Origin of the sequence: Alkalibacillus filiformis (assembly GCF_030814115.1) — a bacterium.
GTDB classification, from domain to species: Bacteria; Bacillota; Bacilli; order Bacillales; family Alkalibacillaceae; genus Alkalibacillus; species Alkalibacillus filiformis.
The window spans coordinates 69,759-94,569 of sequence record NZ_JAUSUP010000002.1; the positions used below are offsets into that span (position 1 = coordinate 69,759).

Below are 24,811 nucleotides of genomic sequence, written 5' to 3' on the forward strand. Positions count from 1 at the left end.
ATTTCCCCCTGTTCAAAATTTATTAATAAAAATGTCACAACTTTTTAAGTAATTCCTATGATAATTCGAAATTTCTAATATGTAACCGTTTTCAAAATAAGCAACATTAGTTACATTTTTATCTTTTTGTTCATTTTGTTCACAGAAGGTTAAGCAAACAAAAAAAGCTAAGGCAAAAACTCACCTTAGCTTTGGTAATATCGTCGTTCTGGCCTACCGACGATTCCATATTCTAATTCTGCTTGGCATTCGCCTTCTGAGATGAGGTACTCTAAATAGCGACGCGCAGTTGTACGGGATGCGCCCATTTGGACACCCATTTCTTCAGCTGTTACCCCAACTTCCTTTTGCAGTATTTCTTTTACCTTTTTCAACGTTAATGGATCGATTCCTTTTGGTGTATCTTGTGGTAAAGGTTCATCCTTTATTTTCGAATCACGTCCGAAGTAAGCATCTAGAAACTGTTGATCGACTTCTTCACGGTTCATTAAATCCTCACGAAACTCCCTGAATTTCTCAACTGCTTCTACGAAACGATCCAGCGTAACGGGTTTAATGATATAATCGAACACCCCTTTATGCAGTGCTTGCTCGACGATTTCGCGTTCGGTTCCAGCACTGATCATAATTATGCCAATTTGGGGATTGATGGCTTTTATATCTTCAATTAAATCAATACCTAATCGATCTGGCATATAAATATCTAATAATATAAGATCTACTTCTTGTTTATTTAATTGATTTAATGTATCTTCAGCCGTTAGCGACTTAAAGGCAACTTCACAATCATCAACTTTATTTAAAAACCCTTCATGAATTGAAGCCACCCGGTAGTCATCTTCTGTAATAGCTACTTTCAATGTCATTAACTCACCTTCTTTCTTTAGGTAAATAAACGGTAAAGATCGTACCTTTACCTCGTTCACTTGATAATTCTATTGTTCCATCTAATTCTTTAACAACTTCGGCTACAATCGATAAGCCGTAACCACGGTCACTTTCTCCTTTAGTCGAATATCCTTTTTGGAAGATTTTCTGCTGCACATCTTCTGGGATTCCACTTCCTTCATCACTTACTTCAAATATGACATCGTGCCCATAATCAGTCACTGAAAACGTCACTTGTGAATGGTTACAGTCTTTCACTGCTTCAAAAGCATTGTCAATTAAGTTCCCTAATATAGTAACGAGTTTCGACGTGCTCATATGTTCAGGCAATGGCGATAGTATACTGTCGGGGTCGATTACTAGGTCAACTTTTTTCTCTGAAGCTTTGCCGAGTTTACCAAGTAAAATCGCTTGAACTGACTGATCCTCTATATTTGAAAACAACGTCTTCGTCTGTTGGTGGTGTTGCTTCGACTCTTCTTGAATCATATTAATTGCTTCGTCATAACTGCCTAGCTGCAACAGCCCTGAAATAACATACAATTTATTCGTATACTCATGTGTTTGGGCACGCAAATCTTCTGAATAACTTTTCACTTCTGAGAGAGTATTAATCATGTCTTGAACCTCTGTCTTATCGCGGAAGCTTGCCACAACACCGACAACTTCATTCCCTTCTAAAATCGGAGTACGGTTTACAATATATACTCGATCTTTTAACACCATTTCATCATCATACTCTGGTTCACCATTGTTCAATACTTCAATCATTCGTGTACTCGGTAATATATCATTAATATGCTCACTTTTTACATCTTCACTTAGATCTAACATTTTACGGGCCGAATGGTTCATAATTGAAATCTTACCTGTTTGGTCAATAGCAATTATTCCTTCTTTAACTGAACGCAATACCGCTTTTCGCTCACGGTATAACGTGACAATTTCATGTGGCTCAAGGCCAAGTATATCTCTTCGAATACTTCTTGTTAAAAATATGCTACCAACAACACCGAGCGCTAAAATGATTGATGAGTTAATAAATAGTACTTGAAGTCGCTCAAAAATAATCCCTCGAATATCCTCAATCATAAAACCGACTGAAACGACTCCGATAATATCATCGTTATCATTAAATACGGGTGCTTTCCCTCGTAAGGAAGGTCCAAGTGATCCAACTGCTTCAGACTTGTAGTATTCTCCATGAACTAAAGCTGGATCATTATCTCCACCGACCATCTCCTGTCCAATTCGATCTTCATTTGGGTGAGAATAACGAATACTATTTTCATTGCCAACCACGACGAATTCAGCCCCGACCGTTTGACGAATATCTTCTGCGATCGGTTGAATGACTTCTGATGGGTTGTCTAGCTCGTAAGCTTCTATTACTTCTGGAGTTAATGAGATAGAAGTGGCTACATCTAAAGCTCGCTGCCCCATTTGCTCCTTAGTCTGTGTCCATTCTATATAAGAATAAATAGCTGTTATTAGTAATGTCACAACAATAAGCAAAAATATAATGGACGTTAAAATCTTTGTGCGTAGAGAAACTCTTTTCAACATGTTTTGGGGCACCTTCCTTACGTCTCGTCATCGCTTTAGTTACAGTTTATCGGCTAAACTCTTAATCGACAACAATCCTGAACATATATTTTACATAAAAAAACTAGGATGCGATGATCACACCCTAGTTCGTTGTTACCCTAACACCGCTCGGTCACTTTCAATTTGCTTACCTCGTATGCGGTGGAATTCATCTAATAAATTTTTGATTGTTAACTCTTGTTTTTCTTCACCCGAAACGTCGAAAATGATTTGACCTTTATCCATCATAATGAGGCGATCACCTAAATCTAACGCTTGTTGCATGTTGTGTGTCACCATTAAGGTCGTTAATTCAAACTTTTTAACGACATCAGCGGTAATTTCAGTAATGAGTTCTGCTCTTGATGGGTCTAATGCAGCGGTATGCTCATCAAGCAGTAAAATATGTGGCTCGGTGAACGTCGCCATTAAAAGTGATAACGCTTGACGCTCACCACCAGATAGTAAACCAACTTTCGCATTTAGACGGTCTTCTAATCCTAAGTTTAGCGAATCTAAATACTCGCGGTACATTTCTCGACGTTTTTTCGTTACTCCTGGGATCAGCTTACGCTTTTTGTCACGTGAATAGGCCATGGCTAAGTTCTCTTCAATTGTCATTGAAGGTGCTGTACCTGCCATTGGATCTTGGAACACCCGCCCAATAAAACCAGCTCGCTTATATTCCGGCAAATGGACAACATGCTTGTCATCGATTGTGACATCACCTACGTCAGGAATTAAACTTCCTGAAACGACGTTCATTAACGTTGACTTACCAGCACCATTACTACCGATCACTGTAACGAATTCACCTTTTTCAAGCTCCAAATCAACAGATTGTAAAGCTTTCTTTTCATCAGGTGTCCCTTCATTAAATGTGATTGACACGTCGTTTAATTTAAGCACTGTGGACCTCTCCTTCCTTACGTTGGAGTAGTTCGGCTTTTTTCCGGAGTCTTCTCTTCTTCTCTTTTCGTGCTTGAATCATTCTTGGTGCAACAAGTGCAGCAATGACTAATACAGCAGTAATTAATTTCATATCACCTGAATCTAAAAAGTCCACACGAAGTGCCATCGTTACGACAATTCGGTAAACAATCGCACCACCGATTACAGCTAAAGTTGCAATAATAATCGTTCGTTTTCCGAATAACGCTTCACCAATAATAACGGATGCAAGACCGATGACAATCATACCGATTCCCATATTTACGTTGGCAAATCCACCGTATTGGCCAACTAATGCACCTGATAACGCAACTAAACCGTTAGAAATGCCAATCCCTATAATGATTAGCCCATCTGTATTGGCTGATAAGCTGCGGATCATCTTCTGGTTGTCACCCGTTGCTCTTAAAGCTAGTCCTACTTCCGTCTTTAAGAAGTAATCTAAAAACACTTTAACCATTAATGTCAAAATAACCATGACTGTAAAAACAAGCCATGTCCCTGAAAATCGTTCAACACCTAAAGATAAAACGATATTATTGAAGAAGGCATCGAACCCTGAAGCAACCCACCACGACTTAATTTGTGTAAACAAAGTCGATTCATTGAGCATCGAGACAGTTGGTTGACCCATCAGCCGTAAATTGATTGAATAAAGCGCAATCATCATTAAAATCCCGGCTAATAAGGCATTAATTTTACCTTTTGTATGCAAGACACCGGTAATACACCCTGCGATAAACCCTGCAAAAGCTCCTAGAAGTGTTGCTAAAATGGGGGACATACCTCCAACGATGGCAACACCAGCAACACCAGCACCCGTTACAAAACTTCCGTCTACTGTTAAATCAGGGAAGTGTAATATACGAAACGACAAGTATACGCCTAAAGCCATTAACGCGTAGATCACGCCTGACTCCACTGCACCAAATAACGATATTAGCATGACGTCCTCCTTCGATCTCAAGTAGAGCTCTTTCTATTATTTGAAGGAAAGCGCTTGGCAGTTTAAATGCAAAGCCAAGCGCTCACCCGTTACTTTATAAAATCGAACTTAGTCTATTAATCAGTTTATTCCTCTTCTTCTGGTTCGATAAATTGTGCTTCATCATCCCAATCATCGTGCCATTCTACACCTTGTAATTCAGCAGCTTCTTCATTAATGAATAATTGGATCTCAGGTGGATGCTCTGCAGGAATCTCTCCAATTTCTTTTTCGCCTGTCAAAATTTCAACCGCCATTTCACCTGAACGGTAACCAATCGTGTAATAATCAATACCGAATGTTGCAAAACCACCTTTTGCGACTGAATCTGGTTCACCAGTTATTAAAGGAATTTCGTTATTGTTCGCAACACCAATGACGCTATCAAGTGCTTCTACTACTGTGTTATCTGTTACCACAAAGAAAACATCAATGTCACTTACTAACGTCGTTGCTGCTTGTTGAACTTCTGATGCGTTAGCTACTGTACGTTCATGTAGCGTTAAGCTCGTTCCTTCAGCAGCAGATTCTATCGCTTCAATTTGTGCAACAGAGTTTGGTTCACCTGCATTATAAATTAAACCAACACCTGCTCCTTCAAAATATTGATCAATAAATTCAACCGTTGCATCAATAGCACCTGGGTGTAAATCTAATACGCCTGTAACGTTTGTTCCTGGATTCTCCATCGACTCAATAACACCTGCTCCTTCTGCATCTGTTACTGATGTAAACACAATCGGGATATCTTTCGTTGCTTCATAAGCACCTTGTGTACTCGGTGTCGAGTTAGTAAAAATTAAATCAACTCCGTCAGCTACAAAAGCATCCGAGATCGGCTTTACATTGTTCGGATCATTTTGTGCATCTTGGAAGTCATACTCAACATTTAACCCCGCATCTTCTAAAGCATCTTGGAACCCTTCATAAGCTCGATCTAATGATGGGTGCTGAACAATTTGTGTTGCACCAATGTGGAACGTTTCACCACCTGCATCCCCTTCATCTCCGCCTCCATTATCTTCACCATCACCACATGCTACTAACAACAACATCCCTACTAACGCAACAAACAACAATTGAAAAACCTTTTTCATCCAATGTATCCCCCTCTTATATTTAATAATTGGCTTTTAAAGCGCCAAGCTTTAAACAGTTTTTTCAAATACTTTGGATTGCTTTTGTTTTTTCGGTGGTGTATGAATCGATTGGCCAACAAGAGCCTCAACCGCTTCAACCAATCCTTCATTCATACTAGGGTGAGCATAATGCGGGAACGTTAAGTCTTCTGTTTTTGCAGCCATTTCAAGCAGCTGCACAAAGTGACTCGACATCTCCACCGCTCCTTCACCAATCATATGAACACCTAAAATTATGTCAGTATTAGCATCACTAATGACTTTTACAAAGCCATCGCGCTTACCTGTTATTAATGCATATCCGTTAGCACCTAAATTAAATTGACCTACTTTATAATGAATTTCATTAGCTTGTGCTTGTTGTTCAGTTAAACCGACTGATGCAATCGGTGGGTTCGTATGAGCTATAAAAGGTAAAAACGTTAAATCAGCTTCAGGGTTCTCACCGGCAACTGCTTCAGCTGCGACTTTTCCTTGCTTGATCGCCTTGACAGCTAACGGTTCACCTTCTGTTAAATCACCAATAGCGTATATATTCGGTGTCGACGTTTTCATTTGGTGATCGACAGCAACATGACCTGTTTCAGTTAAACGAACACCTAAACGCTCCAAGCCTAATGAATCTATGTTCGGTTTTCGTTCACCACTGACGTAACAGTGTGTTGCTTCGATCTGTTGTTCCTCTCCATCTTTACTAATGTTGACTGTAATACCTTGTTCAGTTTCGTCTATTAAGTTTATAGTCGCTTGATTGACGATATGAATCTTTTTCTTCTTATATAATCGCTTCAATTCCTTTATTAAATCTGCATCTAAAGATGAGTCGTCATCGTTAGTTACTAACGTTACTTTAGTTCCAAAACTATGAAACACAGAAGCTACTTCTAAGGCCAAGTAGTCAAAACCACTTACAACAAGGTGTTCAGGTGTTTCTTCAATTTGAAAAACTTTTTCCGCTAGAAAAGCCTTTTCACTATTGATTGGGAAATAATTAGGCTTCACAGCTTGGCTACCTGTCGCGATGATGGCGTTTTTATATATGTAGTGATCAAATTGATGACCGTTTTCAACGCCAATTCGCTGTTCTCCAGTAAATGTAGCAGTGCCTTGAATAACTTCAATTTGGTTCGTTTTAAGTAGTGACTCAACACCTTTTCTTAATTGTGTCGTCACTTGTGATTTATATTGTTGCAGTTGATTTAAATCCACTGTATTAGATGAATCTACTCCAACTCCTAAGTTTTGCATGTGAGAGATTTCATTGATCTTCTTACTAGCGTAAGTCCATACTTTCGAAGGGATACACCCTTCATTTAGGCAAATGCCTCCTAAATCGGATTGTTCAACTAAAGAAACGTTTAAACCGAGTTGTGCAGCGCGGATGGCAGCAGTATATCCACCTGGTCCGCCGCCAATGACGACTAAATCGCGCTCTTCTGTAATTTCGCCAACAACCATTTATACCAACTCCAGCATTAGTTTGTTCGGATTTTCTATTAACTCGTTTAATCGGTTCGTAAACGCCACAGCTGTTGCACCATCTGCTACGCGGTGGTCAAATGACATCGACACATTCATCATGTAACCTGGCACAATTTCATCTTGTTCATTATAGATTGGTAGTTTACGAGTTTTATGAAAGGCAATAAGTGCTGTTTCTGGGTAATTAATAATCGGTGTTGCACCAGTACTACCTAATGGGCCGACATTACTCATCGTAAACGTACTACCTTTTAGTAGCTGTGGTTCTAGATTACCGTTTTGCGCCTTTTCAGTTATAGCTTTCATATCACTATGAATTTGACGCAACGACTTACGATCAACGTCATGTAAAACAGGGACGATTAAACCGTCTTTTGTGTCTGATGCGAGACCGATATGGTATTGCTTCTTTAAAATAATTTGTTCATTTTCTTCATCTAATTGTGCGTTAAAAACTGGGAAGTCCTTTAATGTAATGACAAGCGCTTTTAGTAGGAAAGCCGGGATGGAAATATTGTCTCCAGTTTGTTTAAGTTGCTCACGAATCTGGAATAGTCTTGTCATATTCATTTCATCAAAGTGTGTCACGTGAGGAATAGTATAAATTGATTGCGTCATTTTGTTTGCAATTGTTTTTCGAATACCTCTAAATGGAATCGTTTCTTGTTCTGTCTGGTTAATCGCATTCAGTTCTAACGTTACCGGTTTAGTAGGTTCTGTTTGCTTCGGTTCTGAATCCGTAGTCGTTCCATTTATAAATTGATACACATCTTCTTCTGTCACGCGTCCTGAAGGATCAGATGCTGTCACTTGTTCTATATCAACGTTATGGTCTCGTGCAATTTTTCTCGTGTAAGGTGTCGCTAGTACGCGATTTACTTTCGTTTGGATCCGCCTATTTTGCAATCCTTTTGTCTCGCTCGTCGCTTTTACTAGTTCAGGCTCTGATTGTTCAGGTTGCTTTGCTCCAACACCTTCTATATAAAGGAGTGTTGTACCAACTTGAACAGTTTCTCCAACAGGTACGACAATTTCTTTAACAGTACCTTTTCCTGGTGAAGGGAGTTCAGCAACCATTTTGTCTGTTTGGACTTCAACGAGTGGTTGATCAGTTGAAACCGAATCACCTTCTTTAACGAAGTAATTAACGATTTCCCCTTCCGTCATCCCTTCTCCAATATCGTGTAATTTCACTTCTAACAATGTGCTTCCTCCCTTACTTAAAAGTTGACCGACTTATGAATACTTTCTAAAACGCGTTTTGCAGTCGGTAAATAGTGATCTTCTAATGAAAAGAATGGTACTGGTACATCAAATCCTGTCACTCGCTCAATTGGTGACCTTAAATATAGGAAGGATGTGTCATTAATAACCGATAAGATATCATTGCCAAGTCCACCAGTTCCCTGCGCTTCATGCACGATGACCGCCCGGCCTGTTTTTTGAACGGATTCAGCAATTAAGTCACGGTCAAGTGGGTAAAGTGTTCTTAAATCAAGCACTTCACAACTTACACCTTGCTCTTCAGCCTGCTTTGCTGCTTGTTCTGCTACTGTAACCATTGCTCCCCATGCAATTAAAGTAATGTCTGTTCCTTCTTGAAGCTTTTGACCTTTACCAATTTCTACGTTGTATTTACCTTCAGGAACGTCCTCACGTTTCGCGCGATAACTACGCATCGGCTCCATGAAAATAACTGGATCTGGGTCTTCAATCGATTCAATTAACAATCCTTTAGCATCATACGGTGATGCAGGACAAACGACTTTAATTCCTGGCATATGAGTAAACAATGCTTCCGCACTATCCGAATGAATCTCTGGAGCACGAATCCCAGCTCCATATGGCGCACGGGTCACCATTGGCGCTGAGTAATGACCTAACGTTTTCATACGCAAACGTGATACATGTGTCATAATTTGGTCATAAGCTGGGTATATGAATCCCATAAACTGCATTTCTGCGACAGGTTTAAAACCATTAACCGCTAAACCGACTGATGTTCCAACAATTCCAGACTCTGATAACGGTGTATCAACCACTCGATCTTCTCCAAAAATCTCTTGCAAACCTTCTGTTGCTCTAAATACACCGCCGTTTTTTCCGATATCTTCTCCGAGTACTATGGTGGTATCATCTAACTCTAGCATCGTCTTCAAGCCATCATTAATAGCTTGAATCATTGTCATTTGTTTCGTTTTACTATTTGACTCAGGCTTCTGTTTAACCTTTAAATCCACGTTAATCCCCCTTTAGCTGTGCTAAGTATTGATCCTTTTGTTCTTCGAGTTGCTCTGGCATTTCCTCAAAGACATAATCAAAAAGATCTGCAGGGTTAGCTTTCGGACTGTTTTCCATTGCATCTACAGCTGCTTCAACTTCAGCCTCTATTTTCTCTTTCGTTTCACTAATCCACTCTTCATTCCAGTGGCCGTAGTTTTTCATAAACATCTCTAAACGATCTAATGGGTGAACAATTTCTTCACCTTGGCCATCCGGGCGGTACTTCGTTGGATCATCTGCAGTCGTGTGAGCACCTGTCCGCCACGTTACTGCCTCGATTAACGTTGGACCGCCACCTTCTCGCGCTCGATTAACTGCTTTTTCCATTTCAAAATAAACGCTAAAACAGTCATTTCCATCAATTCTTACACTTGGCATATCATAAGCGAGCGCTTTTTGAGCTATTGTTTCTGAATTCATCTGTTTTTCAATCGGAACGGAAATCGCATAACCGTTGTTCTGATTAAAGAAAACAGTTGGCGTTTGAAAAACAGAAGCAAAATTTAACCCTTCATGAAAGTCACCCTCTGATGTTGCCCCATCACCGAAATAGGCTAGTGCGATATTAGTCGTCCCTTTTCGCTTTTCAGCCCACGCTGTTCCTGTTGCGTGCGGAATTTGCGTCGCAATTGGTACAGCCGCTGGGAAAATATTTTTACCTTCTGGTGGCACAACCCCTTCATGTCGGCCATTCCAATATAAAAACGTGCGCACCATATCAGCACCAAATGTCAACGTTGCACCATGATCACGATATGTTGGGAACATCCAGTCGCCATCTTCAAGTGCTAAGGCGCTACCAACTTGCGATGCTTCTTGCCCTTCAAACGGCGGGTAAGTACCAATTCGCCCTTGCCTTTGAAGGTTGATCGCTTTACGGTCAAACGTACGAATTCTAAGCATGTTGTAATACATCGTGCGGACTAGCTCTTGATCGATTTTTTCTTCAAATGATGAATCAATTAAATTCCCTTGATCATCCATTACTTTCTTGATTGGGAATTGTTCTTCCATCGTAAGACCCCCAATTCTTTATTAATGACGTATTTTCCATTTAGGGCTAACTGTGCGGTTGAAGAAACTATTACGTTTCTCACGATTAGACATTACTTTTTCGCACAGCTGATCAGCCGCTTCAACAGTGGAAATTTCGTTAAATTCAGACTGCCTATATACTTCTAAAATCGTGTTGTATATTTCTTTCGTTTTTAATAAAACGCGTTCTTTATTTGGTCCATATAGCTCATCTGCCACTTGTATGAGACCACCTGCGTTAACAATGTAGTCAGGAGCATAAAGAATGCCTCTTTTCGTTAATTCAATGCCATGCTTTTCTTCTAACAATTGGTTATTAGCAGATCCAACGACTGCTTTAAATTGAAATTGCTCTATTGTCGTATCATTTATAATGCCACCCATTGCACACGGAACAAATATGTCAGCTGGTACTGAATAAATCTCATTTGTTTCAACAACCGTCACAGTCCCTTCAGCTGTTTGTGCCGCCTTCGCTTGAATTTCTTCGATTGAGTCTTTATTAATATCCGACACGTATAACGAAGCGCCTTCTTCAAGCAATCGCTCAGCAATTTTAAAGCCAACTTTACCTAAACCTTGAATCGCGTAAGTAACGGGCTGTAAACTTTCATGACCAAAAAGCATTTTGTTCGTCGCTTTAAGTCCATAAATAACACTTTCAGTAGTAGGTATTGATGAATCGCCACCTCCACCGTATTCTTCTGGGATTCCAGCAATGCAATTTGTCTCTTTCATTGCATGAACGAAATCAGCTAATGTTGTACCCATGTCTGTACCTGTGTAAAATCGGCCGCTGAGAGATTCTACAAATTGGCCGAATGCGCGGAATAATTCTGGTGATTTATCTGTGTGGGGATCTCCTATAATGACAGCTTTGCCTCCACCGAAGTCTAAGTCAGCTGCTGCACATTTGTAGCTCATACCTTTGGATAATCTTAATACATCTTCTAATGCTTCATCGAACGATTCATAGGGTTGCATTCGACATCCACCGATTGCTGGTCCTAATTTCGTACTATGTATGGCGATAATAGCCTTTAAATTAGTCGATGGATCATTACAAAAAACGACTTGCTCATGTTCTGACATTTTCTCGAGGAGTGATAAGTTTTCAATCTCATCATTTTTAGATGATGTCATAATATAACTCATAGTTAACCTCCTATTCTATTCACAACCAAATTAACCATGTAACTGTCCTGTACGCTTTTCGATTACCTCCTTAGGTAGAATGACTTGCTTAACAGTTCCTTTTCCAATTAACTGTCCTTCTTCGCGGTAAGCCTCTACTTCAGTGATCACTTGATGATCTTTATATTCAATTAAAGTTGCTGTTATACTAACATTCGTATTTAGCGGAGCAGCATCAAGATGTTTCACACTAACTGATGCTCCCATACCTTCTTCATTTTCTTCTAAAAAAGGTAATATAATTTTTCGTGAAACCCACTCCATGTGGTACACCATCGAGACAGTAGAGTATACGGGATGCACGACATTTCCTTCAAAACTCGCAAACATATCTTTCGTAACTTTTACTTCAATGGTCTCTTTCCTACCAACTTCCATGCCAGGCTTCATACTATCATCACTTCCATTCTAAAAATTAGAAGTCTTTTCGTTTATATAAAAGCGCTTACATAATTCGTGAAAAAATGTGGTTCGTCAACAATTAATTTGACGAAACCGATCACCTTTTGTCAAAGATTCATTCATTTAAAGTTGTCTCAAAACATATGACGTTTATATAACGCTATTTTACCATTTTGTAATGGATAAAACAATAATTTATTTGAAAAGTGTTTATTTTCTAATAATTATATTGATCATTTAAAAACGTGAGCTGCTGTCTTGAGTGTTCAACTTGACTAGACGCCTCTTGCACCATGCCTTCAACTAACTCTCGGACAGTAGGAATGTCTTCTATTAACCCTGTAATTTGTCCACTGTTTAAAAATCCGTTTTCCAAGTCACCTTCTAATGCACCTTTACAATGTAGTTCTTCAGAGGTTAATTGACGGTACTCCTCTACAGTTAAGCCTGACTTCTCAAGATCAGTAAGCTTCTTTGCATATTCGGTATTCAAAATACGTCTAACTTGCCCTACTGTTCGGCCAACGATTGTCGTCCCTGTACCATTAGCTTCTAATATTTTCTCTTTGTAATGGGTGTGGAAAGGGGCTTCTTGAGTTGCAATGAAGCGCGTTCCCATTTGTACGCCACTAGCTCCAAGCATGAGGGTTGCGGCTAGACCTTTCCCATCACCGACGCCACCAGCAGCAAGAACTGGTACATTAACGTTTCGTACAATTTGTGGTACTAGAGTGAAAGTTGTTAGCTCTAAGTTTGAATTGATCCCAGCAGCTTCATAGCCTTCAGCAACTAACAAATCAGCACCCGCTTCTTCAGCTTTTTTCGCATGTTTCACTGAAGCAACTAAAGTCATCACTTTAATCCCTTGTTCGTGAAGCTTTGGAATGTAAGGTGCTGGGTTTCCGGCAGACAATGATACGACAGGAACTTGTAAGTCGATCACAAGGTCAATTAGACGCTCAACATTTGGTGCAACAGCCATCGCAATGTTTACTGCAAACGGCTTATTCGTTAATTTTTTCGTTTTAGTTATTTTCATTTCGACCTCTTCTGGTGACATCGTGCCACAACCGATCGTGCCAAGTCCTCCTGCCTCTGAGACTGCTGCCGTTAGCTCTGGGCTACTTATATTACCCATTCCCCCTAATACGATTGGGTATTGAATGTTTAATAGATGACATACTGGATTCATAGCTTTCCTCCTCTAATACATGAAAGATTCCTGTTACTTATATATTCTCAATTAAAGTTGAAATTCCCTGCCCGACACCCACACACATTGTCGCAACGCCTAGTTTCGTATCTTGCTTTTTCATTTCGTGAATTAACGTCGTTAAGATTCTAGCGCCACTTGCTCCTAGTGGATGACCAAATGCAATCGCGCCACCATTTACGTTAACTTTGTCTTCATCAAGGTTTAGCTGTTTCATACATTCAATAGACTGCGAGGCGAACGCTTCATTTAATTCGACTAAACCAATGTCTTCTATTGTGTATTCCGTGCGCTTTAATAGTTTTTCAGTTGAGTAGATTGGTCCTAATCCCATAACAGCCGGCTCTAACCCTGCAGCCGCTCCACCAACATATTTAACTAACGGCTTTAATCCTAACTCCTTCGCTTTTTCAGCACTCATTAAAAGTAAGGCAGAAGCACCGTCATTAACGCCTGATGCATTACCAGCTGTAACTGTACCTTCATCAAAGATTGGTCTTAGTTTACCTAACTTTTCTTTCGTTGTATTTGGACGCGGATGTTCATCTTGATTGATCATGAACTCATTTCCTTTACGATCAACGTATTTAACAGGAACGATTTCGTCTTCGAACCGTCCGTTTTCAAAGGCTTTTTTTGCTTTCATTTGACTAGCGTAAGCAAACTCATCTTGTTCTTCTCTCGTAATTTCATATCGTTTTGCAACATTTTCTGCTGTTTGTGGCATCGTGTCAGCGCCGTACATTTCTTCCAATCTCTTATTTGTAAAACGCCACCCAATTGTCGTGTCATACATTTCCATATTGCCTCTTGGGAAATCTTTTTCTGGTTTTGCCATAACAAATGGTGCACGCGTCATACTTTCTGTGCCACCAGCAATATAAATATCACCATCACCTACTGTAATTGCACGTGCCGCTTGAATAACAGCATCCATACCTGAGCCACAAAGGCGATTTACAGTCGTCGCACTAACGTCAACTGGTAAGCCCGCTAATAACGTTGACATACGTGCCACGTTACGATTATCTTCCCCTGCTTGATTGGCATTACCGAAAATAACTTCTTCTATTTCCTCTGAAGGCAAGTTCGGATTGCGTTCTAATAACGCCTCAATGACGATCGCACCTAAATCATCTGGGCGGATTGTCTTAAGTGCACCGTTATATCTTCCAATCGGCGTTCTAACCGCATCAACAATGACTACTTCATTCATTTTTTGATCAACTCATTTTCATTAGAATAATCATAAACACCACGGCCTGTTTTTCTTCCTAAACGACCAGCTTTCACATACTTTTCAAGTAATGGTGCAGGTCGGTATTTTTCACCTAATGTTTCATACAAGTAGTTTAAATTATTAAGTCTAGCATCTAGTCCGACTAAGTCACCTAGCTCAAGAGGTCCCATCGGGTAGTTCAGTCCTAATTTAATTGCTTTGTCGATATCTTCAGCTGAAGCTACACCTTCTTGAAGCATATGAAAGGCTTCATTACCGACTAACGCGCTAATTCGGCTCGTCACAAAACCTGGGAATTCATTAACTTCAACTGTTTCTTTTCCCATTTTCTCTGCTGTTTGGCGAACCATTTCAACCGTTTCATCGCTCGTCTCTAAACCTCTAATGATCTCGACTAATTTCATAACGTGAACTGGGTTAAAGAAGTGCATCGCGACTACTTTTTCAGGACGTTTCGTATAAGATCCTAATTCTGTCGGACTAATTGTAGACGTGTTTGAAGCTAAAATCGTATGATCTGGTGCATGTTGATCGGCTGTTTCGAGTACCTTTTGTTTTAGGTCAGACTTTTCCGGAACTGCTTCAATGACTAAATCTGCACTTGCAGCAGAACTCGCTAAGTCTAGTGAGGTGTGAAGACGCTCTAACAGTTGCTCAGCTTCTTCTTCTGTTACTTTGCCACGTTTGATCCCTTTTGCCGCGGTTTGCTTGGTGTGTTCATAGGCATCTTGTAACTGCTCTTCTGATACGTCGACGAGCTCAGTTTGATAACCTGAAAGGGCCGAGACATATGCTATGCCTCGCCCCATGACACCAGCACCCACGACAGTAACACGATTAATGGTCATGGACACTCTACCTTTCTATCATTCTATTATTTACACGTTGAATGGATTAAGAGGTTTTGAGCCATAGTATGAAAGAACACTCTTATCTTCCATATATAAATCTAGCGTTTCGACTGTTAGTTCACGGCCGAACCCTGACTGTTTGTAACCACCGAATGGCGTACCAGGGAATGCTGAGAATGGGCTGTTTACCATTACGATTCCCGCTTGGATTTGGTGTGCGACTCGAGTAGCGCGACCTTGATTCGTCGTCCAAATCGCTGAACCTAATCCGTATTTCGTATCGTTAGCACGCTTGATCACATCTTTTTCGTCTGTAAATTTCTCAACGACGACAACTGGGCCGAAGATCTCTTCTTGTACAGCTTTCATATCAGGTGTTACGTCCGTAATAACTGTTGGTGCATACCAATAGCCATCTTCAAAACCTTCTGGGTAAATTTGTTTACCACCTGTTGCAATTGTCGCACCGTCTTGAACAGCAGACTGAACGTAACCATCAATTATATCTAACTGTTCTTGGCTTATAATTGAACCAAGGTGAGTTCCTTTATTAAACGGATCGCCTGATTGTAGCTTTTCCGTTTTATCAATAAACTGCTCCATAAACTCATCATAAATTGATTCATGAACAAACATACGTGAACGCGCTTCACACGATTGACCTGTGTTGAAGAAGATTCCAAATAATGAACCAGGAACCGCCGCTTCTAGATCAGCATCTTCAAACACGATATTAGGTGACTTACCACCTAACTCAAGAGTGACACGCTTAAGCGTTTGAGATGCTTTTTCCATAATGTCTTTACCAGTCGGAGTTGAACCTGTGAATGCAACTTTGTTAATGTCTTCATGTTGTACTAAGTAATCACCAACAACACTTCCTGAACCAGGAATCGTATTGACGACACCTTCTGGAACACCCGCTTCATGGCAAATCTCGTTTAATAAAAGAGCCGTAATTGGCGTTAAACTAGCTGGCTTAATGACAACTGAGCAACCAGCTGCAATGGCAGGGGCAATCTTCCATGCCGCCATCATCATTGGGTAGTTCCACGGAATAATTTGAGCACATACACCAACAGGCTCTTTATGCGTATAGTTAAAGAAACCGTACGGCATATTGTTCACTTCACCACGATGCCCAACAATCGCGCCTGCGTAAAATTCAAAATCCTCAATTGACTGGTTAATTTGAACTTGTGCAGCACCAACCGATTTACCACTGTTTAGCACTTCCATTTCAACTAGCTCTTTAAATCGTGAACGCATAATTGATGCGATGTTGTTTAATACACGAGCACGCTTTCCTACTGGGTACTTGCGCCATTTTCCGTGATCAAACGCAGCTCGAGCTGCCTGAACAGCCTTTTCTGCATCTTCCTCACTTGCTTTTGCTACTGTTGCAATCACTTCCCCTGTTGCGGGGTTATAAGTTTCGAACGTGTCTTTTGAACTACTATCAACTCTTTCACCATTAATGATCATCCCATAATGATCACGCTTCATTTCCCCTACTTGTTCAATTGCCTCTTTCGTTAATTCCATTAAAAATCCACTCCTCTCGATTATTTTCCGATGAAATTTGGTTCGCGTTTTTCTTTAAATGCTTGAATACCTTCTTGATGGTCATTAGATAAACCAGCTATTCGCTGGGCTTGTGCTTCACTTTCAAGTACATCTTGATAATCTGAATGCATGCCATCCATCATATAACGCTTAACTAACGCAACCGCTTTGGTTGGCATACTCGCTAACTTTTGCGTAAACGCTTCAACTTGCTTATCCCACTCGTCTTGTGGAACCACTTCAGTTGCCAATCCTAATCCATAAGCTTCTTCACCCGTAATCGGCTTTCCTAGTACGGAGATTTCCATAGCCTTCGCGTATCCGACTATTCGTGGCAAGTTATAAATAAACCCTGAATCAGGGATTAAGCCGATGTTTATAAAAGCACTGACGAATTTCGCTTGCGGTTGTACAAGTCTAAAATCACACGCTAACGCTAAACTCATTCCGGCACCTGCTGCTGTGCCATTAACCGCAGCAACTACAGGCTTAGGCGTTTCTTTAATCGCTTTTAACATTGGGTGATACCTTTTTCTTAAAAAAGTGGCGTGATTCGTGTTTTCATCAACACCTTGTAGATCTTGACCAGCACAAAAGGCTTTTCCTTCACCTGTAAAGACGATACAACGGACGTCATCGTTTTTCGTTGCTTGCTTTAGCGCCCGTGTAACTTCGTAATTCATTCCTTCAGTAAATGCGTTATACGCTGACGGTCGGTTAAGTGTAATCGTTGCAACACCTGAGTACTCTTCATATTTAATCGTTTGAAATTCTTTCCCCATGACTTACACTCCTTTAAAAGAAGGTGAGCGCTTTTCGGTAAAAGCTTTCATTCCTTCTTTTTGGTCCTCTGAGGCAAACGTTAAGTAAAAGTTCTTCCGTTCTAGATTCATGCCGTCCATTAACGTCATATCTTTAGCTGCTTTGACCGATTCTTTAATTAAACGTATTGAAATAGGCGCTTGGTTAGCTAATTGTTTTGCTAAACGGAATGACTCTTCAAAAACGAGCTCATCAGCTACAACTCGGTTTATAGCCCCGAGTTTTAACGCCTCACGAGCCTCCATTTGTTCACCTAACCAAATCCACTCTAGTGCTTTACGTTCACCAATTGCTTTAGTCAATAGTTGTGTACCACCTGCTCCCGGCATGACACCGAGCTGCACTTCAGGGAATCCGAACTTAGACGATTCTCCAGCGACAATTAAGTCACAATGAAGAGCTAGTTCAAAACCTCCACCTAAAGCAACGCCATTAACTGACGCTATAATCGGCTTATTAATAAGTGTGATATGGTCCCAAACTGCAAATGGATCCGCTAACTCCATCGTAAGCGGTGTTTCATCCATCATTTCTTCAATATCAGCACCAGCTGCAAACGCTTTGTCATTTCCTTTAATCATCATGACACGAACGTCTTCGCTTTCATCATACTGCTCTAGCTTCTCAACAATTTCATCTACCATTTGCCGGTTTAATGCATTAAGCACTTCAGGGCGATTCAATTGAATCACCCCAATTTTGTCCTCAACAAACGCTTCAATGTACTGATTAGACATTAACAGCAACTTCCTCGCCAATGACTAATGTGACAATATCCCCGGCAAACTTCATAACATCTTTTCCAGACGCTTTTCCTTCGTCTGTTTTCATCGCTTCTTGTAACGCGTCATGACTCTCATAGTACATTTCACATAACAAGTAGTAATCTGTCTCGCCCATTGGTGAACCAACAATTTTAGTTACTTTCATGTCTTTTAACCCTGGAATCTTTTGTGTCAGTGGTGTGTGTACGTTGTAGTAGTGCTCATCAAACTTCTCCTGATCTTCCGGTTTCTTGTAAATCGCAATTAATTTAACCATTGTAAAATCCCCTCTCAAATTTATTTGATTGCATATTCCACTACTGGCTTCATCGCTTCAAATGGGTTTTTACACGAGCTGCAATATAAAATGCTGCGACAAGCCGTAGGTCCAAACACATTATCCATTGACGTATAGTCAGAATCACAATAAGGACAGTTAACCGTCCACTGCTGTCCTGGCTCGTAATTCTCTGGTGGAGGTGCAATGCCATGCTTTTTCAGCTGCTCTTTCCCTTCATCTGTAATCGCATCTGTCGACCATTTCAGTTCAAAGGAGAAGTCAACTTCACATTCAGACACCCAATCCAGTTCAAGTACCGCTTTATGAACGTCTGTTTTAATGAAGTCTAAAGCAGGACATCCTGCAAAAGTTGGAACCATTACAATCGAGACGCTACTTCCATCAACGATCACCGTATGAACCATCCCTAAATCTGAAACACTAACAGAAGGTAATTCAGGGTCATCAACTAACTTTAAGACCTCTCGAATTTCTTCCTCTTTCACCTGACGCGTCATTGAACGACACCTCCTTTACTTACCAAACGGCTTTCTCATCACTGCGGTATACTTCAGCCAGCGTATTTAACGCTTGGTCTAAATCCGGTGTATGGTCACCTTCTCTACCACTTCCAAATGCTTTACCGAACGAAAGATCTCGAATATGTGCAATAGTCGATTCAACTTCTTGAATAAACCGTTCCTTTAAGTCGTCCTCACCACTTATAATGTCAAAATGCTCAAGTTCAGTAGCATACTCACCAAGCTCTAAGACATCACCGAATTGCTGCCACGCTTCTTCTAAACGCGATTGCAACTTCGTCTTCGCCTCATCAGTAGAGTTATAAAGTTGGTTAAACCATATTTTCCAATGCGATAAATGGTAAGGTTGTTCCATTAACACTTTTCCAGCAACGTTGGCTAACGGTGTATAGGAACTTTTCGTTAACGCTTCTAGCTTTACTTTTTTGAAAGATTCATAGAGAAAGTTACGTACAACAGCTAACGCCCAGTCATAATACGGTTCTGTTAAGTATTCACCTTCACCATTTTTCTTTTCAAAATAAACAGCATTTCGTCTGTTACTAGGTTCGCGTTCATGCGCAAGAGCATCCGCTTCACCTTCACTTAAATCTTCAAGCAATCGATAGTACATTAACGCATGGCCCATCGTATTTTGCGTGATCGAGGAAAAGGCCACATCTTCTTCTATATGCGGTGCTAACCCAAGCCATTCTGAACCGCGAAAAGAAATGAGAAAGTCATCATCAGCTAATTGGTAAAGTAAATCTGTTAAAGCTTTTAAATAAGCTGCATCATTCATTGCCTCTTGTGCAGATGTCACTTGCGTCATTTCTTTTTCACCTCTTTCCACGACATGATCTCTTTCTCATCTAACATGCCTTGTTCTTTTTCCTTCCACTTCTTACGTAAATAGCCGTAACCTTTCGTCCTACGGTAGTCTTTATTGTCTAAACGCTTTGTTAAATTCAAACGCTCCTCACTCGTCATTGAGCGAATATTACTTCGTTTAACTACCCAAACATCTAGCACGTCTTCACGGCGCATGAAATTTTCAACCGCCATGCTAAGCGCCATCTCTTCATTAGGAGCAAGTAAACTGAATTGATGCTGAATGGGTGATTTAACACTTTTTTTACTAAAAACTTCATACTCTTGGTAGAAGTTTGTTTCATTCGACTCCGACATAAAACCTCTCCTTTCCAGTTATTGGCCAATTGCTTCAGGTGAAAGCGCTTCTCTTACCCAACGGTTGTTTTCGTAAGCGACTTCACGTAAGCGCAAACGTTCTTTTGATCGCGGTCCTTTATTTTTAATAATTTGTTTAAACTCATTCCAATCAGGTTGTTGGTAAACCCACATTTCTTGTTCTTCGTCGTAGTGGATCGTTTCATCTGGTACTGTAAGTCCTAGTGAGAATACACGTGGTAAGTATTTATCAAGGAATGCTTGTCGTAGTTCTTCGTTGGAGCTTTTACGAATGCGGTATTTAATCATCGTGTCTTGTTTTGAGGTTCCAGTCGTGTCAGCTGAGCTCGGTCCAAAAAACATCAATAGTGCTGGCCACCAACGATTCAGTGACTCTTGCAATATTTCTCTTTGATACTCAGTTCCTTCAGCTAATGCCATGATGATTGCTTCACCATGCTGTGCGTGGAAAACTTCTTCTTGGCAAATGCGTTGAAGTGCGCGTTGGTAGGGTCCATAAGAAGCATCTAACATGTTCGTTTGTGAAATGATGGCTGCACCGTCAACTAACCAGCCAACCATGCCAGCATCAGCCCACGTTTTCGTCGGCATATGGAAAACGTTATGAAACTTAAGGTCGCCACTTAATAAATCCTCCATTATGTTTTCACGGTTTTTGCCGTATGGTTTCATTAAATCTTCAGCTACTCGCAGTAGTAATTGGCCGTGACCCATTTCATCTTGTACCTTTGCCATAATGCCAAGCTTACGCTTCATCGTCGGTGCTTTTGGCGTCCACTCTTTCTCAGGTAAGGCACCCATAATTTCACTAATGCCATGCATGGAAATTAATTTAATTAAACCTTGCCTATAATCCTCTGGCATCCAATCGTCCGGTTCAATTTTCTCCCCCGCTTCAATCCGTGCCATAAACTGCTCGTATTTTTCTTGGTCTTGTTCTGGTACATTAGGCTGATCAGAACCGCCGTATTCCAAGTAATTATACATACAGCAACCTCTCCTCCATCACGTTTATTTAACGCAATCATAACAAACCGTTATACAAACTTCAATATAAATATTTTAATTTTCAAAAAATAATATAGGTTATATAATACATTGTATGATGAGATTTGAGGTTAATATTCGTTGTTTTATCAATGACTAGCTTGTACATTTTGATAAAAAAGAAGTGAATTTTGCACCACCATGTAGTAAACTAGTAATTAAATATCGAACTAGACAAAGAAGGAAATGATAGAGCATGGATAAACAGTTTAAAACACGGTCAATGATTTTTACGTTATACGGCGATTACATAAGACATTATGGTAATGTCATTTGGATTGGTAGTTTAATTCAGTTATTAGAAGAGTTCGGACATAATGAACAATCAGTTAGAGCCGCGGTTTCTAGAATGAGTAAGCAAGGGTGGCTCCAATCTGAAAAAAGAGGGAACAAAAGCTATTATTCTCTTACCGAACAAGGAAAAGCCCGCATGGAAGAAGCTTCTAAGCGAATTTATAGATCTGAATCACCTAAGTGGGATGGGCAGTGGCGCATGCTTGTCTATTCGATTCCTGAAAGTCAACGTCATTTACGAGATGAATTACGTAAAGAGTTAGTATGGAGTGGTTTTGGCTCTTTAACTAATAGTTGCTGGATTACGCCAAATCCACTTGAAGAACAAGTGCATCGTTTAGTTGATAAGTATGAGATTAGTCAGTATGTAACGTTCTTTAATGCGACTTATGAAGGGATGAGTTCCCCGAAAGAATTAGTCGACCAATGTTGGGATTTAGATGATGTGAATGCAAAATACTCACAGTTCATAAAAGAATACAGTGAAATGTATTACATCGATAAGAACTTAGTAGAAAAAGGGGATATAAGTGATGGGCAGTGTTTCGTCAAATGTGCCTCACTTGTCCATGAGTATCGTAAGTTTTTATTCGTTGATCCAAACTTGCCTGATGAGTTACTCCCAAATCAATGGTTAGGTGACTCTGCAGCAGCATTATTCTCTGATTATCATGAACTGTTACAAACACCAGCTACACGCTTTTTTGAGTCTGTGTTTGAATAGGGAAATCGGTCACCGGATGACTTCCGGTGATTTATTTTATACTTTAGGTAAGGACGGTTAATTATGAAGTTGTACTTTGAGGGTCCGGTTATAATAGTCGCCTTAATCATTTATATTGTTTTACTTTTATATTTGAAATTCAAGCTTAATAAAGGATTGATGTATTTATTCTTTTTTTCAGTATTCTACTTATATATCACTCAAGTGGTAAGATATACGCAGTTCCCGATCACGTATATTCCAGAAATGTACGACCCATTGAGTGTATTAAGACATAATATCAACTTAGTCCCATTTCAAAACTTAGAAATTAACTTAAAGTTTATGTTCTTAAATGTTTTGCTAACTATTCCCTTTGGCTTTCTTCTACCGCTAATTGCTCAAATTACCATGAGGAAAGTTTTGTTATGGGCATTTCTATTACCACTCATTATTGAAGCAACACAACTTATAGTTGGTATATCTACAGGGTATAGACATCGCATATTTGATATTAACGATTTCATTATGAACGGTCTTGGCGTTTTAATTGGTTTTATCATACTAAAGGCTTCGATCAAAGTAATGTTTAAAATCTTTGACCAAAGCCATATTAACCAAAATAAACTACTTAACTATATTGCTAAAAGGTAAATGTTATCTCGAAACACGTTCAAATATAGTTGGATCATTAAACTCTTGACCTTTATTAGCATAAACATCAATCGTTTCTTCAATCATCTTCATGTCCTCATCTGTTAACTCACGGACGACTTTGCCTGGTGATCCTAAGACGAGTGAACGTGGCGGGATCACTTTACCAGATGGCACTAGGCTATTAGCGCCGATAATCGAATACTCTCCTATTTCAGCACCATCTAAAACCGTTGCTCCCATACCTATGAGGACACCTTTTCTTAGTGTACAACCGTGAACAATTGCATTGTGACCAACTGACACTTCATCTTCTAAAGTAAGTGGAAACTGTTCGTACAGGTGACACATGGAGTTTTCTTGTATATTACAACGCTCACCAATGCGGATTGGTCCTTCATCACCTCGTACTGTGACATTGAACCAGATGCTAGACTCCTTTCCGATCTCAACATCACCAATAATTCTAGCATTATCTGCAATAAAAGCTGTCTCGTCTATTCGTGGGGTATGATTCTTGTAGCGATAGATCATAAACCATCCCTCCTATTATTCTGTAAGTTTAATATAACACATTTTTATCATAGCGTAATTATCCCATAATATATTGACAATGTAGAAGAACTTTTGTATTCTTTTATATAACAAAATAATTACAAGCGTGTTAAAAACGTTATAAAAGGAGGGTAGTCATGTTGAATGACCGCATATATGATATTACCGTTATAGGGGCAGGTCCTGTAGGGTTATTTACTGCTTTTTACGCTGGGATGAGAGAAGCATCAGTCAATATCATCGACAGCATGCCACAAGTTGGAGGACAATTAGCTGCATTATATCCTGACAAATACATTTACGATGTTGCAGGCTTTCCGAAAGTTAAAGCACAAGAGTTAGTTGACCACTTACACGAACAAGCTAAGACGTTTTCACCTTCCATTCACTTAGAACAATCTGTAACAGACATTAGTCGCCACGACGAGTACTTCGAGATCTTTACTACCCAAGGGACACATTATTCCAAAACGATTATTATTACAGCAGGTGCAGGAGCATTCCAACCACGAAAACTTAAAACAGAACAAGCGGACCAGTATGAAGGCAGTAACCTTCACTATTTCGTGCAGAAATTAGATCAGTTTAAAAACCGTCGCATCCTTTTATGTGGGGGTGGTGACTCAGCAATTGACTGGTCCTTAGCATTGGAACCTATTGCTGAACAAGTTACACTAATCCACCGTCGAGACAAATTCCGCGCGCATGAACATAGCGTTACACAGTTAAAAAACTCATCCGTTAACATTATGACACCTTTTGAAGTTGGTCGTTTAATTGGAGATGGCAATCGTATTGAGCAAGTCGCAATTAAAGAAGTAAAAGGTGAACAACTCGAACTGATCGACGTAGATGACGTCATTGTTAACTATGGTTTTGTCACTTCATTAGGTCCTTTAAAATCGTGGGGGCTTGAGTTACAAAAAAATAGTATTTTCGTTAATTCTAAAATGGAGACGAACATTTCAGGCATTTTTGCCGCTGGTGACATTTGTACGTATGAAGGGAAACCGAAACTAATTGCAACCGGTTTTGGTGAAGCACCAATTGCTGTTAATCATGCTAAGTCAATGATCGATCCAAAAGCTAAGTTAAGTATTCATAGTACCCATCTTTTTGAGAAATCGAAGTAATAAAAAGCCCAGC

General features: G+C 40.0%; 26 protein-coding genes. 3 read left to right on the plus strand and 23 right to left on the minus strand.

Annotated elements, in window-relative coordinates:
• Window positions 1-185: 185 nt before the first annotated feature.
• From J2R98_RS05930 to paaA, 22 genes are all read right to left on the minus strand, one after another.
• Complete coding sequence (locus J2R98_RS05930) at window positions 186-866, minus strand: response regulator (protein WP_307067080.1); 681 nt, start codon at window positions 864-866, stop codon at window positions 186-188.
• Window positions 867-870: 4 nt separating this feature from the next.
• Window positions 871-2,454 carry an ATP-binding protein gene (locus tag J2R98_RS05935; RefSeq protein WP_307067082.1) on the minus strand — a complete coding sequence of 528 codons (1,584 nt, stop codon included), beginning with the start codon at window positions 2,452-2,454 and terminating at the stop codon, window positions 871-873.
• 135 nt (window positions 2,455-2,589) lie between these two features.
• Window positions 2,590-3,384, minus strand: a complete 795-nt coding sequence (locus tag J2R98_RS05940) for an ABC transporter ATP-binding protein (protein ID WP_307067084.1) — start codon at window positions 3,382-3,384, stop codon at window positions 2,590-2,592.
• The gene (locus J2R98_RS05945; protein WP_307067086.1) at window positions 3,377-4,372 is read right to left on the minus strand and encodes an ABC transporter permease; all 996 of its coding nucleotides are present in this window, start codon (window positions 4,370-4,372) and stop codon (window positions 3,377-3,379) included. The genes J2R98_RS05940 and J2R98_RS05945 overlap by 8 nt, the downstream gene beginning before the upstream one ends.
• Before the next feature lie 125 nt (window positions 4,373-4,497).
• A complete protein-coding gene (locus tag J2R98_RS05950; RefSeq protein ID WP_307067088.1) occupies window positions 4,498-5,508 on the minus strand; it encodes an ABC transporter substrate-binding protein in 1,011 nt (336 codons plus the stop codon).
• Between the two features lie 51 nt (window positions 5,509-5,559).
• Entirely contained in the window at window positions 5,560-7,008 is a 1,449-nt protein-coding gene (gene lpdA, locus J2R98_RS05955) for a dihydrolipoyl dehydrogenase (protein WP_307067090.1), read from the minus strand.
• On the minus strand, window positions 7,009-8,235 hold the full coding sequence (locus J2R98_RS05960; protein WP_307067092.1) for a dihydrolipoamide acetyltransferase family protein: 1,227 nt from the start codon (window positions 8,233-8,235) through the stop codon (window positions 7,009-7,011).
• A 17-nt stretch (window positions 8,236-8,252) separates the two neighbouring features.
• Window positions 8,253-9,221, minus strand: a complete 969-nt coding sequence (locus J2R98_RS05965; RefSeq protein ID WP_307067392.1) for an alpha-ketoacid dehydrogenase subunit beta — start codon at window positions 9,219-9,221, stop codon at window positions 8,253-8,255.
• Between the two features lie 52 nt (window positions 9,222-9,273).
• Window positions 9,274-10,329 (minus strand): pyruvate dehydrogenase (acetyl-transferring) E1 component subunit alpha, encoded by a 1,056-nt coding sequence (gene pdhA, locus J2R98_RS05970; RefSeq protein WP_307067094.1) that lies wholly within the window; start codon window positions 10,327-10,329, stop codon window positions 9,274-9,276.
• Window positions 10,330-10,350: 21 nt separating this feature from the next.
• On the minus strand, window positions 10,351-11,505 hold the full coding sequence (locus tag J2R98_RS05975) for a Leu/Phe/Val dehydrogenase (protein WP_307067096.1): 1,155 nt from the start codon (window positions 11,503-11,505) through the stop codon (window positions 10,351-10,353).
• Between the two features lie 30 nt (window positions 11,506-11,535).
• Complete coding sequence (locus tag J2R98_RS05980) at window positions 11,536-11,934, minus strand: thioesterase family protein (protein WP_307067098.1); 399 nt, start codon at window positions 11,932-11,934, stop codon at window positions 11,536-11,538.
• 229 nt (window positions 11,935-12,163) lie between these two features.
• On the minus strand, window positions 12,164-13,138 hold the full coding sequence (locus tag J2R98_RS05985; RefSeq protein WP_307067099.1) for an NAD(P)H-dependent flavin oxidoreductase: 975 nt from the start codon (window positions 13,136-13,138) through the stop codon (window positions 12,164-12,166).
• A gap of 37 nt (window positions 13,139-13,175) precedes the next feature.
• Window positions 13,176-14,375, minus strand: a complete 1,200-nt coding sequence (locus J2R98_RS05990; protein WP_307067101.1) for a thiolase family protein — start codon at window positions 14,373-14,375, stop codon at window positions 13,176-13,178.
• The gene (locus tag J2R98_RS05995) at window positions 14,372-15,247 is read right to left on the minus strand and encodes a 3-hydroxyacyl-CoA dehydrogenase (protein WP_307067103.1); all 876 of its coding nucleotides are present in this window, start codon (window positions 15,245-15,247) and stop codon (window positions 14,372-14,374) included. The genes J2R98_RS05990 and J2R98_RS05995 overlap by 4 nt, the downstream gene beginning before the upstream one ends.
• A gap of 30 nt (window positions 15,248-15,277) precedes the next feature.
• Complete coding sequence (locus tag J2R98_RS06000; protein WP_307067105.1) at window positions 15,278-16,795, minus strand: aldehyde dehydrogenase family protein; 1,518 nt, start codon at window positions 16,793-16,795, stop codon at window positions 15,278-15,280.
• 20 nt (window positions 16,796-16,815) lie between these two features.
• On the minus strand, window positions 16,816-17,598 hold the full coding sequence (locus tag J2R98_RS06005; protein WP_307067107.1) for an enoyl-CoA hydratase/isomerase family protein: 783 nt from the start codon (window positions 17,596-17,598) through the stop codon (window positions 16,816-16,818).
• A 3-nt stretch (window positions 17,599-17,601) separates the two neighbouring features.
• Window positions 17,602-18,375 (minus strand): enoyl-CoA hydratase/isomerase family protein, encoded by a 774-nt coding sequence (locus J2R98_RS06010; RefSeq protein WP_307067109.1) that lies wholly within the window; start codon window positions 18,373-18,375, stop codon window positions 17,602-17,604.
• On the minus strand, window positions 18,368-18,679 hold the full coding sequence (locus J2R98_RS06015) for an EthD family reductase (protein ID WP_307067111.1): 312 nt from the start codon (window positions 18,677-18,679) through the stop codon (window positions 18,368-18,370). The genes J2R98_RS06010 and J2R98_RS06015 overlap by 8 nt, the downstream gene beginning before the upstream one ends.
• 20 nt (window positions 18,680-18,699) lie before the next feature.
• Window positions 18,700-19,200: a 1,2-phenylacetyl-CoA epoxidase subunit PaaD gene (gene paaD / locus J2R98_RS06020; RefSeq protein ID WP_307067112.1), complete on the minus strand. Its 501-nt coding sequence runs from the start codon at window positions 19,198-19,200 to the stop codon at window positions 18,700-18,702.
• 19 nt (window positions 19,201-19,219) lie between these two features.
• Window positions 19,220-20,035 carry a 1,2-phenylacetyl-CoA epoxidase subunit PaaC gene (paaC, locus tag J2R98_RS06025; RefSeq protein WP_370871944.1) on the minus strand — a complete coding sequence of 272 codons (816 nt, stop codon included), beginning with the start codon at window positions 20,033-20,035 and terminating at the stop codon, window positions 19,220-19,222.
• Entirely contained in the window at window positions 20,032-20,391 is a 360-nt protein-coding gene (gene paaB / locus J2R98_RS06030; RefSeq protein ID WP_017185599.1) for a 1,2-phenylacetyl-CoA epoxidase subunit PaaB, read from the minus strand. Before paaB ends, paaC begins: the two co-directional genes overlap by 4 nt.
• Window positions 20,392-20,409: 18 nt before the next feature.
• Window positions 20,410-21,399 (minus strand): 1,2-phenylacetyl-CoA epoxidase subunit PaaA, encoded by a 990-nt coding sequence (gene paaA / locus J2R98_RS06035; RefSeq protein WP_307067117.1) that lies wholly within the window; start codon window positions 21,397-21,399, stop codon window positions 20,410-20,412.
• 256 nt (window positions 21,400-21,655) lie between these two features.
• Here paaA and paaX point away from each other — a divergent pair, with 256 nt between their 5' ends.
• Together paaX and J2R98_RS06045 are read left to right on the plus strand one after the other, a co-directional pair.
• On the plus strand, window positions 21,656-22,477 hold the full coding sequence (paaX, locus tag J2R98_RS06040) for a phenylacetic acid degradation operon negative regulatory protein PaaX (protein ID WP_307067119.1): 822 nt from the start codon (window positions 21,656-21,658) through the stop codon (window positions 22,475-22,477).
• 63 nt (window positions 22,478-22,540) lie between these two features.
• Window positions 22,541-23,110 (plus strand): VanZ family protein, encoded by a 570-nt coding sequence (locus J2R98_RS06045; RefSeq protein ID WP_307067120.1) that lies wholly within the window; start codon window positions 22,541-22,543, stop codon window positions 23,108-23,110.
• 3 nt (window positions 23,111-23,113) lie between these two features.
• On the opposite strand, the gene J2R98_RS06050 is transcribed toward J2R98_RS06045, so the two are convergent.
• A complete protein-coding gene (locus tag J2R98_RS06050) occupies window positions 23,114-23,644 on the minus strand; it encodes a gamma carbonic anhydrase family protein (protein ID WP_307067122.1) in 531 nt (176 codons plus the stop codon).
• Between the two features lie 158 nt (window positions 23,645-23,802).
• Here J2R98_RS06050 and J2R98_RS06055 point away from each other — a divergent pair, with 158 nt between their 5' ends.
• Window positions 23,803-24,798 (plus strand): NAD(P)/FAD-dependent oxidoreductase, encoded by a 996-nt coding sequence (locus J2R98_RS06055; RefSeq protein WP_307067124.1) that lies wholly within the window; start codon window positions 23,803-23,805, stop codon window positions 24,796-24,798.
• Window positions 24,799-24,811: the final 13 nt, after the last annotated feature.